Origin of the sequence: Pseudarthrobacter sp. BIM B-2242 (genome assembly GCF_014764445.1) — a bacterium.
In the GTDB taxonomy this organism is placed as follows: domain Bacteria; phylum Actinomycetota; class Actinomycetes; order Actinomycetales; family Micrococcaceae; genus Arthrobacter; species Arthrobacter luteus_A.
Genome location: NZ_CP061721.1, coordinates 2534927 through 2547344, shown reverse-complemented (window position 1 = coordinate 2547344; position 12418 = coordinate 2534927). Strand labels below are relative to the sequence as shown.

Genomic DNA, 12418 nt, shown 5'->3' with positions numbered 1-12418 from the left:
GCGTATGGCAGTGTGTCAGTCGTTGTTCTTACGCAGTGCCTCGGTCAGGAGCCGTCCGGCGTTGCAGACCACCTCAGCGTGGAGCCGGCCGGGCTGGCGGGTCAGGCGTTCGATCGGCCCGGAGATCGAGACCGCGGCAATGACGCGGCCGGACGGTCCGCGGACGGGGGCCGAGACGGACGCAACCCCGGGCTCCCGTTCGCCGAGGCTCTGTCCCCAGCCCCGGCGTCGTACGCCCGCCAGGACGGTGGGCGTAAAGCGGGCGGCCTGCAGGCCCTCAAGGAGCCGGTCATGGTCTTCCCAGGCCAGCAGCACCTGGGCGGCGGAGCCGGCCTTCATGGACAGCTGGGTACCTACCGGGATGGTGTCCCGCAGGCCGATGGGGCGTTCGGCGGAGGCGACGCAGACGCGCCACTCGCCCTGCCGGCGGAAGATCTGGGAGCTCTCTCCGGTGGCATCACGCAACTGCATCAGGATGGGGCCGGCGGAAGCAATGAGCCGGTCCTCGCCGGCAGCGGAAGCCAGTTCCACCAGGCGGCTGCCCAGGACGAACCTGCCCTGGATGTCCCGGCTGACCAAGCGGTGGTGGATCAGGGCCAGGGCAAGCCGGTGGACGGTAGGCCGGGCCAGTCCTGTAGCCGCCACCAGCTGCGCCAGGGTGGTGGGCCCGGCCTCCAATGCGTCCAGCACATGGGCCGCTTTATCAATGACGCCGACTCCACTAGAATTGTCCATGTAATGATATTGCCGTCTCATTATCTGAGATGCAAATCTTTTGAGTGGCATATTCCACAGCCCTGCTGGTTCAGTGGAGCGTAACAGCCAAAAACATGCAGTGAAGGGAGCTGGCCGTGGCAAAAACACTGGCCGAGAAAGTCTGGGACGCACACGTGGTGCGCAAAGGCGACGGCGAGGGAGCCAATGCCCAGCCCGATCTTCTCTTCATCGATCTCCACCTCGTCCATGAGGTGACCTCTCCGCAGGCATTCGAGGGCCTCCGCCTCGCCGGCCGGCAGCTGCGCCGCCCTGATCTCACCATCGCCACGGAGGACCACAACACTCCGACTCTGGACATCGACAAGCCCATTGCCGATCTCACCAGCCGCACCCAGATCCAGACGCTGCGCAACAACTGCACGGAGTTCGGCGTCCGGCTGCATTCGCTGGGTGATGCCGAGCAGGGCATCGTGCATGTCGTGGGCCCTCAGCTTGGCCTGACCCAGCCCGGCATGACCGTGGTCTGCGGCGACTCCCACACCTCCACGCACGGCGCCTTCGGGGCGCTGGCCATGGGCATCGGCACCTCCGAGGTGGAGCACGTCATGGCCACCCAGACGCTGTCCCTGAAGCCGTTCAAGACCATGGCGATCAACGTTGAAGGCACCCTGCGTCCGGGTGTCACCGCCAAGGACATCATCCTTGCGGTGATTGCCAAGATCGGCACCGGCGGCGGGCAGGGCTACGTCCTGGAATACCGCGGCTCCGCCATCCGTGCGCTGTCCATGGAAGCCCGGATGACCATCTGCAACATGTCCATCGAGGCGGGCGCCCGCGCCGGCCTCGTGGCCCCGGACCAGACCACCTACGACTACATGTTCGGCCGTCCGCACGCTCCGCAGGGAGCGGACTGGGATGCCGCCGTCGAGTACTGGAACACGCTGCGTACCGACGACGACGCGACGTTCGACGTCGAAGTGGACCTGGATGCCGACACACTGGAGCCGTTTGTCACCTGGGGGACCAACCCCGGCCAGGGCGTGTCGCTCTCTGCGTCGGTGCCGTCACCGGAAGATTTTGGCGACGAAAACGCCAAGGCTGCCGCGGAGCGTGCCCTGCAGTACATGGGACTGACTGCGGGCACGCCCATGAAGGACATCCGGGTGGACACCGTCTTCCTGGGTTCCTGCACCAACTCGCGCATGGAGGACCTGCGGGCCGCTGCGGACATCATCCGCGGCCGGCAGAAGGATCCGAACATCCGGATGCTGGTGGTTCCCGGTTCGGCCCGAGTACGGCTCGAAGCCGAAGCTGAGGGCCTGGACAAGGTCTTCAAGGACTTCGGCGCGGAGTGGCGTTTTGCTGGCTGCTCCATGTGCCTGGGCATGAACCCGGACCAGCTGGAAGTGGGGGAGCGCTGCGCGTCCACGTCGAACCGCAACTTCGAAGGCCGGCAGGGCAAGGGCGGCCGCACGCACCTCGTGTCGCCGGTGGTGGCAGCCGCCACGGCCATCCGCGGAACCCTGAGCTCGCCGTCGGACCTTGATCCGGCACCCCAGTCCGCCGCCATCCGCACCGACGCCGCCTAGGAGACCGTTATGGAAAAGTTCACCACCCACACCGGCATCGGCGTCCCGCTGCGCCAGAGCAACGTTGACACGGACCAGATCATCCCCGCCGTTTACCTGAAGCGGATCACCCGGACGGGCTTTGAAGACGCGCTCTTCTCGGCCTGGCGCAAGGACCCGTCCTTTATCCTCAACCAGGCCCCGTTCAATGCCGGTTCCGTCCTGGTGGCCGGCCCGGACTTCGGCACCGGCTCCTCCCGCGAGCACGCCGTCTGGGCCCTGAAGGACTACGGCTTCAAGACGGTCCTGTCGTCCCGGTTTGCGGATATTTTCCGCGGCAACTCCGGCAAGCAGGGCCTGCTGGCCGCCGAACTCGCCCAGGACGATATCGAGCTCATCTGGAAAGAACTCGAGAACGCCCCGGGCACCGAGGTAACCGTTGACCTGGTGTCCAAGACAGTCAGCTGCGGCACCATCGTGGCACCGTTCGACATCGATGATTACACGCGCTGGCGGCTCCTCGAAGGCCTCGACGATATCGGCCTCACGCTCCAGCACGAAGAGGACATCACCGCCTTTGAAGCCACACGTCCGGCCTTTATGCCCAAGACGCTTCCGGCCCGGCTGTCCTAAGCGCCAGCCAGGGCAACGCGGGGTCACGTAAGGACCGATAACGTCGAATTATCGGGCGTGGAGTGACCCCGCGTTGCTTCCGTCGTTAACGGGCACGACGGCGGAAAAACGACCACGCCGGGCACGCCGTATTTCGGTTCGGTAACGCGACCTCCTATGCTTAGCTGGAGCCTTTGCAAGTATTTGGGGGCGAGAAATCGTAAGGAAACCGGTATATGAGTAGTGTTCTGACAATCCGCGGCGGAGTCCCGCTTACAGGCCGCGTCAGCGTCCGGGGGGCCAAGAACCTGGTCCCGAAGGCGATGGTGGCAGCGTTGCTGGGCAACCAACCGTCGGTGTTGCGGAACGTTCCGGAAATCAAGGACGTGGAGGTTGTCACCTCCCTGCTGCAACTGCACGGGGTGACAGTGGATAAGGATCCGGTCACCGGTGATCTGACCCTGGACCCCAAGGCGGCCAAGACGGCCCCGAGTACCGCGATCGACGCCCATGCAGGCGATTCGCGGATCCCGATCCTGCTGTGCGGGCCGCTGATCCACGCGATCGGTGAGGCCTTCATTCCGGACCTTGGCGGCTGCAAGATCGGCGACAGGCCCATCGATTACCACCTCAACGTGCTGCGCCAGTTCGGCGCCGTCGTCGAGAAGCGCCCGGGCGGCATCCACATTTCCGCGCCGAGGGGCCTGCAGGGCGCCAAGATCTCCCTGCCGTATCCGTCGGTGGGTGCCACGGAGCAGGTGCTGCTGAGCGCCACGCGCGCCGAGGGCATCACCGAACTTTCCGGCGCCGCAACCGAGCCCGAGATTATTGACCTCATCGCCGTGCTGCAGAAGATGGGCGCCATCATCAGCGTCCAGACGGACCGCACCATCCGTATCGAAGGCGTCAAGGACCTGGGCGGCTACAACCACCGCGCCCTCTCGGACCGCAACGAATCGGCGTCGTGGGCCTCGGCTGCCCTCGTCACCAAGGGCGACATCTTCGTCGAGGGTGCGTCGCAGCGGGACATGATGACGTTCCTGAACACCTACCGCAAAGTGGGCGGCGGCATGGACATCGGCGAGGACGGCATCCGTTTCTACCACCGCGGCGGCAAGCTCAACCCCCTCGTCCTGGAAACCGATGTGCACCCGGGCTTCATGACCGACTGGCAGCAGCCCCTGGTTGTGGCCCTGACGCAGGCCGAGGGCGTCTCGATCGTGCACGAAACCGTGTACGAAAACAGGTTCGGCTTCACCGACGCCCTCATCCGGATGGGCGCCAGCATCCAGGTGCACCGTGAGTGCCTGGGCAGCGTTCCGTGCCGCTTCGGCCAGCGGAACTTCCTCCACTCTGCCGTCATCTCAGGCCCCACCCAGCTCAAGGGCACCGACATCGACGTTCCCGACCTGCGTGGCGGCTTCAGCCACCTCATTGCCGCGCTTGCCGCCACTGGTACATCGCGTGTGACCGGGATCGACATCATCAACCGCGGATATGAGCGGTTCACCGAAAAGCTGGCCGGCCTCGGCGCCGATTTCGACATCTCCTCAACAAAGTAGCGGGGGGCACGTGAAGGAGACGGCCAAGAGCCAGGCCACGTTCGTGGTGGTGGCAGCCATAGTGCGCACGCTGCTTAACGGCATGATGAACAAAAAGTGGGACGGCCTGGAAAACCTTCCGGCCGGCGGCTTCATCGCCGCGCCCAACCATTGCACCGAAATTGACCCGCTCATTGTGGGCCACCTGCTGTACAACCAGAAGCGCGCTCCGCATTTCCTGGCCAAGGCCGGGCTTTTCAAGGTGCCCGTCCTGGGTGCCATCCTGCGGGCCACCCGCCAGATCCCGGTGGAACGCTCGACGGCGGGAGCGAACCGCTCGCTGCAGCTCGCCCAGGAAATCGTGGCCGACGGCGGGGCCATCATTATCTATCCGGAGGGAACACTCACCCGGGATCCTGACCTCTGGCCGATGAAGGGCCACACGGGGGCGGCACGCCTTGCCCTCGAAGGGGGTATTCCGGTGGTGCCCATCGCCCATTGGGGGGCCCACGAGGTGTTCCCGCGCTATGCCAAACGGTTCCACCTTTTCCCGCGCAAAACGTCGCGCGTGGTGGTGGGCGAACCCGTGGACCTCACTCCTTTTATGGGCGGAAACCTGGACAAGGCGACCCTCACAGCCGCCACAGAGGTCATCATGGACGCCGTCACAGAGCTGCTGGCCGGAATCCGGGGCGAGGAGCCGCCGGCTGAGCGCTGGGATCCGTCAAAACACAACCAGGCCACGCATGGCCGGTTCGTTGACCGGGAACGGCCCGACAACGCGGCGGATCCCACGTGACCGCTGACCGCAGCCGTCCCGGCTCGGCCCGTTCTGTTGCCGTTCTGGGGGCCGGTTCTTGGGGAACGACGTTCGCCAAGATCCTCGCTGACGCCGCATCTGCCGCCGGAGTGGAGCGCACCATCCGGCTCTGGGGCCGGCGCAGCGAAGTGGTTGAGCAGATCAACGCCACCCACCGCAACGTCCAGTACCTGAAGGACACTGTGCTGCCACCCAGCATCACATCGTCGGTGGACGTTGGCAGTGTCCTGTCCGGCGCGGACCTGGTTGTGCTCGCAGTGCCCGCGCAGTCACTGCGCCTCCAGCTCCGTGAATGGAAAGCGCTCATCGCCCCGGACGCGGTGGTGGTCTCTCTGATGAAGGGACTGGAACTCGGCACGGATGCCCGGATGAGCGAGGTCATCGGCGAGGAACTGGGAATTCCGGCCGACCGGATCGCCGTGGTGTCCGGTCCCAACCTCGCCATGGAGATTGCCCGTGAGGAACCCACGGCCTCCGTGGTGGCCTGTGCCGATGAGGCAACTGCGGGCTGGATCGCCCGGAGCTGCACGGCCCCGTACTTCCGCCCCTACACGACCGGGGACGTGGTGGGTGTCGAAATCGGCGGCATCGTCAAGAATGTCATTGCACTGGCCGTGGGTATTTGTGAGGGCAAACAGATGGGGGACAACACCAAAGCCTCCGTCATCACCCGGGGCCTGGCAGAGACCTCCAGGCTGGCTCTCGCCCTCGGCGGTGAAGCCCGGACCATGGCCGGACTGGCCGGCCTCGGCGATCTTGTTGCCACCTGCTCCTCGCCGCTGTCCCGGAACCATACCGCCGGCCGGCTGCTGGGCCAGGGCCTCACCCTGGACGAGCTGGCGCTGAAGATGACGCAGACCGCCGAAGGAATCAAATCGGGCCAGGCCGTGCATGAACTCGCGGGGAAGCTGGGCGTGGAAATGCCCATCACCGCTGCCGTCGTTGCCGTCCTCGCCGGCAAACTGTCCGTTGACCAACTGGGACCCCTGCTGCTGTCCCGGGACCTGAAACCCGAAGGCGATTACTGACGATGTCTGACCACTACCTGGCCACGCCGGAATCCGCCCCCCATGCCAAGCCCCGGGTGGCGGTGCTGTTTGGCGGCCGCTCCAGCGAACACGCGGTGAGCTGCGTAACGGCTGCCGGTGTACTGGGGGCCATCAACAAAGACAAGTACGACGTGATCCCCATCGGCATCGCAAAGTCCGGGCAGTGGGTGCTCGCGTCGGCGGACACAGCCCAGTGGTCCTTGTCGGCAGCCTCGCTGCCCGAAGTACCGGCGTCGTCCGAAACTGTGACACTGGCCGAAATCGGCGGGGAGCACCAGCTGATCGTGGCGTCCCCGGATGCCGTTCCCCGCGAACTGGGCACCGTTGATGTCGTGTTCCCGCTGCTTCACGGGCCGTTCGGCGAGGACGGAACCATCCAGGGCCTGCTGGAACTGTCCGACACCCGCTACGTGGGCGCCGGCGTGCTGGCATCGGCAGTCGGAATGGACAAGCACTACATGAAGGTGGTGTTCGAGGCCGCCGGCCTTCGGGTGGGGCCTTATGTTGCAGTCACGGACCGGCAGTGGCTTAACGACGCCGAAGCGGTCCGTAAACAGGTGGACCGGCTCGGCTTCCCTGTGTTCGTAAAGCCGGCACGGGCCGGTTCCTCCATGGGCATCTCCAAGGTGGATTCGATGGAGGACCTGGATGCCGCCATCGAGGAAGCCCGCCGCCACGACCGCAAACTGGTCATCGAGGCCGGCATCATCGGACGGGAAATCGAGTGCGCCGTCCTCGAAGGCCGGGGAACCTCGGCACCCCGCACCTCCATGCCCGGGGAGATCTCCGTGGCGGGGGGCGGGCACGAATTCTACGATTTCAACGCGAAGTACGTCGAAGACGATGCCGCGTCGCTCAGCTGCCCCGCCGACCTCCCCGAGGATGCCATTGCCCGGGTGCGTGAACTCGCAGCTGCCGCGTTCGACGCCGTGGGCGCCGAAGGCCTGAGCCGGGTGGACTTCTTCTACACGCCCGACGGCGAGCTCATCATCAACGAGATCAACACCATGCCGGGGTTCACGCCCAAAAGCATGTACCCGCAGATGTGGGCAGCCTCCGGCCTGGACTACGCGGACCTCATTGACGAGCTGATCTACCTCGCCCTGAACCGGAAGACCGGACTGCGCTGACCAATTCCCGCTGACCAAATTCCCGCGGACCAGAGCCTGTTGAGACTCAGCTCGTCGGCAGGTTCTGCAGGTCTTCCTGGCCCACGCACCGTCCGGTGGCGGGGATCTTTGCCGCGGCCGCCGCGAGGTCTGCGAGGACAGTGGCGGAGCTGATGCTCTCCTGGTCCTTGGTCAGGAGGACCTCGGTGGCCGGTTCGCGGCCGAAGGTGGTCAGGGTCCAGGCGGAGTCGCCCTCCTTGATGACCCAATCCACGCCGTTGACGCTCACGCAGCGGTCCGTCGTGGGGCCCGGGACATTGACACCGCACCGCAGGATCACCTGGGACGGATTTCCCCAGGCTGCCGTGGCCTGGCTGTTGGTCTTCCGCAGGGCCGCTTCGCCGATAGCGTCCGGCAGCGCCACCATCATCGGCGCGCAGGCCGGGTTGGCAGCGTCAGTGGCGGGCGCGACATCCACGGCGGCGGCGCAGCCGGACAGGGCAACACCGCCCAGCGTGGCGGCCAAAAGACCCACGGACACACGGACAGGCAAAGGCAAACGGGGATGGTGCATCCTTCAAGCCTAGCGCCGCCGCGAGGTGCGGCGGGACGCGAAGCGGCACCTCAGGACCAGCATTGTCAGTGCATCGCTGTAGCGTAGTGGCGTGCCTGAAATTCCCTTGACTGAAGAAGCCCTGACCGTCGCAGCGCTGTCCGAATCCGAGCTCCTGGCCCGGATTTTTCCCCGGCTGGAAATGGGCGGTGCCCACGGATCGGCCACCTTGCTGGGACCGGGAGACGACGCCGCACTCGTGGCGTCCCCCGATGGCAGGACCCTGGTCAGCATCGATACCCAGGTGCAGGATCAGGATTTCCGGATCCAGTGGGCAAACGGCTACCGGACCACTGGCTTCGACGTGGGGTGGAAGGCGGCCGCCCAGAACCTCAGCGACATCAACGCCATGGGCGGCAAGGCCACCTCGCTGGTGGTCAGCCTGACGCTGCCGCCGGAGACCACTGTCAGCTGGGTTGAGGACCTGGCGGACGGACTGACTGCGGGAATCACGGAACTGGGGGCCGCTGACTGCTCGGTGGCCGGCGGCGACCTGGGCCGCGGTACGGAGATCTCCGTGACAGTGGCGGTCCTCGGAACCCTCGACGGCGGACGTGCGGTGTTGCGCTCCGGTGCGGGCGCCGGAGAAGTCCTGGCGCTGGCAGGAACCGTGGGCAGGGCAGCTGCCGGGCTCGCACTTCTGGAATCAAGGACTCCCGTGCACTCCCTGGACCCGGCGCAGCGCGCCCTCGTGGATACGCAATGCCGCCCGCTGCCGCCCCTGTCCGCCGGTCCGCTGGCCAGGGAAGCCGGTGCCACCGCCATGATGGATATCTCGGACGGGCTGGTGCGCGACGCCGGTCGGCTGGCAGCCGCCAGTGGCGTGGTGCTGGACCTCGACCCCCTGAAACTGAAGCCCCATGCGGAAGGACTCAGCCCGGCGTCGGACGTCCTCGCCAGCGATCCCATGGAATGGGTGCTGGGCGGGGGAGAAGACCATGGGCTGCTGGCCACATTCCCGGCCGGCATTCAGCTGCCTGCCGGATTCACTGCGATAGGCTCAGTACAGGCCCCCGGAACTGACACTGGACCGGGCGTCACAATTGCAGGCCGCGTCGCTGGCGCAACGGGATGGGATCACTTTGCAGACTAAGGTTGCCGCCAATGCCCAAGCGATGAAGCGGTGGTTGGACAAGGCTGAGACGGCCATCGGCAACCACAGCGACCGCATCAATGCCATCAATATTTTCCCTGTGGCAGACGGCGACACCGGAACGAACCTTTACCTCACGGTCCGTGCAGCAGCGCGTGCCCTGCAGGGCACCTTCACAGGACACGCGGAGGCCGGCCAGGCCGATGTGGGAGGCTGCCTGGCGGCAGCCGGCCAGGCCGCCATGGAGCAGGCACGGGGCAACTCGGGCACCCTGTTTTCCGTTTTCCTGTGCGCCGCGGCCGAGCCCCTGACCGGCCATACCCGGCTGACGTCCGCCCTCCTCGCAACAGCCCTGAACCGGGCACAGATCCGGGCCTGGTCCGCCCTGAGCGACCCCGTCCCGGGAACCATGCTCTCAGTTATGGAAGGGGCGGCCCGCGCCGCCGCAGCCGTGGACGCCGGCCGGAACGGGGACGACAGCAATCACGCCCTCGGCCTCGCCCTGGACGCCATGGTTGAGGGCGCGTTGGCGGCGGTGATCCGCACCGAGGGCCAACTGGACGCCCTCCAAACGGCGCACGTGGTGGATGCGGGAGGTGTCGGAATGCTCCTGATCCTCGATTGCCTCCGCTCCGCAGTCCTGGGGGTAGAGCTCCAAAGCGAACTCCTGGACGGTCTTCACGGCTACGACGTCCAGGACCCGCACATCCACACCAGCCTGCCCGATGACGAAGGCGTCGAAGTGATGTGTACCATCAGCCTGTCGCCCCTGAACGCTGCCACCCTTCGTCAACGGCTGGATGAGATCGGGGATTCGGTCATCCTGAGCCAGGTGGGCAACGCCGCAGACCCGGACGGCAACTACCGGTGGCGCGTCCATGTGCACGTCGCTGACGCCGGGCCGGCGGTCAGGCTTATCCGTTCCCTCGGCGAACCCGCGCACATCACAGTCAGCCAGTTGGCCCTGCCGCGCGATCCTGAAGCGGACCCAGTGGGCTCCAACGGACATGAGCGCTGACCTTGAAGCGGGCCTGGAACGCCTGATCGGAAAACGGTCGGCCTCGGCCATTGAGAAGCACCTGAAGATCAGCACGGTCGGCGGCCTGCTGAATTACTTCCCCCGCCGGTACCTGAACCGTGGCGAGCTGACACCCATCGGCGAGCTGCCGGTGGACGAGGAAGTCACCCTCATTGCGCGCGTCCTCTCCAACAGCACCCGCAAGATGCATTCGCGCCGCGGGTCCATTACCGATGTCATCATTACCGACGACGCCGCATCCCATGGCCGTCCGCGTCTCGCCTCCGTAGGCCCCGGCAGCGGGCACGGCACCCTGAAGATCACCTTCTTCAGCGGCTACCGGGCACAGGCCGAGCTCCTGCCCGGCCGTCGTGTTATGTTCTCCGGCAAAGTGACCCGTTACGGCCCCTCCCTGGGGCTGACAAATCCGGACTTCAACCTTTTGGACGAGGACCCCGACATGCCCGGCATGGATCCGGAAAAGCTCGCAGCCATGCCGGTCCCCGTGTATCCGGCAACTGCCAAACTCACCAGCTGGTCAATCCAGAAGGTGATCGGCACGCTCCTTCAGACAGTCGATCTGGATGCACTGCCCGATCCATTGCCGGACGCCGTGGCCCTCCGGGAAAAGTTCCTCCCGGTAGCCGAGGCCTACCGGCTCATCCACCGGCCCGAAACACAGGACGACTGGAAGCGGGCCCAGGACCGCCTCCGCTACCAGGAGGCCCTGGTCCTGCAGGCGGCGCTGGCCCGGCGCCGCGCCCAGCTCGCGGCTGAGGAGGCTACCGCCCGCCGGCCTGCCACCGATGGGATCTTGGCATCATTCGACCGGCAGTTGCCGTTCACGCTGACTGCCGGACAGGCGGCCGTCGGAAAAACCCTTGCCGCCGAACTTGCGCAGGACAGCCCCATGAACAGGCTCCTGCAGGGCGAAGTGGGTTCCGGCAAAACCATCGTGGCCCTCCGCGCCATGCTGCAGGTGGTGGACGCCGGCGGGCAGGCGGCACTGCTGGCACCCACCGAGGTCCTCGCCGCCCAGCATTTCGAGTCCATCCGCCGTACGCTCGGCGCGCTGTCCCGGGATCCCATGCTGTCCCCGGACGGGCTGCTGGGCGGCCTCGCGGAAAATGCCGTGCAGGTTTCGCTTCTCACCGGTTCCATGCCCGCTGCCGCGCGTAAGCGTGCGTTGCTGGACGCAGCCTCCGGCACGGCCGGGATCGTGATCGGCACGCACGCCCTGCTCAGCGGCAATGTATCGTTTTACGACCTTGGCCTGATCGTGGTGGACGAACAGCACCGGTTTGGCGTGGAGCAGCGGGATGTCCTCCGGTCAAAGGCCAACAAGCCGCCGCATCTGCTGGTCATGACGGCCACGCCGATTCCCCGGACTGTGGCCATGACCGTGTTCGGTGATCTCGAAACCTCCATCCTGGACGAGCTGCCCGCAGGCCGAGCGCCCATTTCCACCCACGTGGTGGGCCTGGCCGAAAACCCGGGGTGGGCCGGGCGCATCTGGTCCCGTTCCCGTGAGGAAATCGACGCCGGGCACCAGGTGTTTGTGGTGTGCCCCAGGATCGGGACGGACGACGACGGCGATTTCAGTCCGGGGGAAGCGGAACCTTCCGCGGCGGACGTGGCGGGCAACGGCGGTGAGCGTGAGCTCGCGTCCGTCACCGCCGTCGTCGAACAGCTCCAGCAGGAACCCGCCCTTGCCGGTGTGCCGCTGAGGCCCATGCACGGCAGGCTGGACACCGCGGTGAAGTCCGCGGCGATGGAGGACTTCACGGCCAACCGGACCAAGCTCCTGGTCTCCACCACCGTCATCGAAGTGGGCGTCGATGTCCACAATGCAACGCTGATGGTGATCCTCGACGCCGACCGCTTCGGCATTTCACAGCTGCACCAGTTGCGCGGGCGGGTGGGCCGTGGCGGCCTGCCCGGAACGTGCCTGCTGGTCACCAGCCTGGAACCCGGGCACCCGAGCCGGCGCAGGCTGGACGCCGTTGCCTCCACCACGGACGGTTTCGAACTTTCCCAGGAGGACCTCAAGCTACGGCGCGAGGGCGACATCCTGGGCGCGTCGCAGTCAGGCGGCCGCTCCACGCTGAAACTCCTGCGTGTGCTGGAGCATGAGGACATCATTGCCCGCGCCAGGCAGGACGCCCAGGCACTGGTGGGCAAAGACCCCTCGCTGGCGCGGCACCCCCGGTTGGCTGAGGCCATCGACGAATACCTGAACCCCGAGAAGGAGGCGTTCCTTGAACGCGGATAGAAGGCG

Annotated in this window: 11 protein-coding genes; 9 read left to right on the top strand and 2 right to left on the bottom strand. The window is 66.2% G+C overall.

From position 1 onward, the window contains the following. Positions 1-15: 15 nt before the first annotated feature. On the bottom strand, positions 16-735 hold the full coding sequence (locus IDT60_RS11715) for an IclR family transcriptional regulator (RefSeq protein ID WP_164199166.1): 720 nt from the start codon (positions 733-735) through the stop codon (positions 16-18). A 116-nt stretch (positions 736-851) separates the two neighbouring features. On the opposite strand from IDT60_RS11715, the gene leuC reads away from it, so the two are divergent. The 6 genes from leuC (at position 852) to IDT60_RS11685 (ending at position 7437) form a co-directional block, all read left to right on the top strand. Then, the gene (gene leuC / locus IDT60_RS11710; RefSeq protein WP_191079215.1) at positions 852-2306 is read left to right on the top strand and encodes a 3-isopropylmalate dehydratase large subunit; all 1455 of its coding nucleotides are present in this window, start codon (positions 852-854) and stop codon (positions 2304-2306) included. Between the two features lie 9 nt (positions 2307-2315). Then, entirely contained in the window at positions 2316-2918 is a 603-nt protein-coding gene (leuD, locus tag IDT60_RS11705) for a 3-isopropylmalate dehydratase small subunit (protein ID WP_164199170.1), read from the top strand. Positions 2919-3133: 215 nt separating this feature from the next. Further along, complete coding sequence (gene murA, locus IDT60_RS11700; RefSeq protein ID WP_191079214.1) at positions 3134-4459, top strand: UDP-N-acetylglucosamine 1-carboxyvinyltransferase; 1326 nt, start codon at positions 3134-3136, stop codon at positions 4457-4459. A 10-nt stretch (positions 4460-4469) separates the two neighbouring features. Further along, positions 4470-5237, top strand: coding sequence for a 1-acyl-sn-glycerol-3-phosphate acyltransferase (locus IDT60_RS11695; RefSeq protein WP_191079213.1), 768 nt, complete (start codon positions 4470-4472; stop codon positions 5235-5237). Beyond that, complete coding sequence (locus IDT60_RS11690; RefSeq protein WP_164199176.1) at positions 5234-6286, top strand: NAD(P)H-dependent glycerol-3-phosphate dehydrogenase; 1053 nt, start codon at positions 5234-5236, stop codon at positions 6284-6286. Before IDT60_RS11695 ends, IDT60_RS11690 begins: the two co-directional genes overlap by 4 nt. Before the next feature lie 2 nt (positions 6287-6288). Beyond that, positions 6289-7437, top strand: a complete 1149-nt coding sequence (locus tag IDT60_RS11685) for a D-alanine--D-alanine ligase family protein (protein WP_164199178.1) — start codon at positions 6289-6291, stop codon at positions 7435-7437. 46 nt (positions 7438-7483) lie between these two features. On the opposite strand, the gene IDT60_RS11680 is transcribed toward IDT60_RS11685, so the two are convergent. Then, positions 7484-7990 (bottom strand): DUF3515 domain-containing protein, encoded by a 507-nt coding sequence (locus tag IDT60_RS11680; RefSeq protein WP_164199180.1) that lies wholly within the window; start codon positions 7988-7990, stop codon positions 7484-7486. Between the two features lie 181 nt (positions 7991-8171). On the opposite strand from IDT60_RS11680, the gene thiL reads away from it, so the two are divergent. From thiL to IDT60_RS11665, 3 genes are read left to right on the top strand one after another with little or no spacing between them, the layout of a single operon-like run. After that, on the top strand, positions 8172-9122 hold the full coding sequence (thiL, locus tag IDT60_RS11675; RefSeq protein ID WP_255527095.1) for a thiamine-phosphate kinase: 951 nt from the start codon (positions 8172-8174) through the stop codon (positions 9120-9122). Positions 9123-9144: 22 nt separating this feature from the next. Continuing rightward, positions 9145-10140 (top strand): DAK2 domain-containing protein, encoded by a 996-nt coding sequence (locus tag IDT60_RS11670; protein WP_191079212.1) that lies wholly within the window; start codon positions 9145-9147, stop codon positions 10138-10140. Then, positions 10130-12412 (top strand): ATP-dependent DNA helicase RecG, encoded by a 2283-nt coding sequence (locus IDT60_RS11665; RefSeq protein WP_191079211.1) that lies wholly within the window; start codon positions 10130-10132, stop codon positions 12410-12412. The genes IDT60_RS11670 and IDT60_RS11665 overlap by 11 nt, the downstream gene beginning before the upstream one ends. Positions 12413-12418 lie beyond the last annotated feature (6 nt).

Coding starts and splice junctions, on each gene's coding strand:
- IDT60_RS11715 (WP_164199166.1), bottom strand. CDS start 735: ATGGACAATTCTAGTGGAGTCGGCGTCATTGATAAAGCGGCCCATGTG.
- IDT60_RS11670 (WP_191079212.1), top strand. CDS start 9,145: ATGAAGCGGTGGTTGGACAAGGCTGAGACGGCCATCGGCAACCACAGC.
- leuD (WP_164199170.1), top strand. CDS start 2,316: ATGGAAAAGTTCACCACCCACACCGGCATCGGCGTCCCGCTGCGCCAG.
- IDT60_RS11685 (WP_164199178.1), top strand. CDS start 6,289: ATGTCTGACCACTACCTGGCCACGCCGGAATCCGCCCCCCATGCCAAG.
- thiL (WP_255527095.1), top strand. CDS start 8,172: ATGGGCGGTGCCCACGGATCGGCCACCTTGCTGGGACCGGGAGACGAC.
- murA (WP_191079214.1), top strand. CDS start 3,134: ATGAGTAGTGTTCTGACAATCCGCGGCGGAGTCCCGCTTACAGGCCGC.
- IDT60_RS11665 (WP_191079211.1), top strand. CDS start 10,130: ATGAGCGCTGACCTTGAAGCGGGCCTGGAACGCCTGATCGGAAAACGG.
- IDT60_RS11680 (WP_164199180.1), bottom strand. CDS start 7,990: ATGCACCATCCCCGTTTGCCTTTGCCTGTCCGTGTGTCCGTGGGTCTT.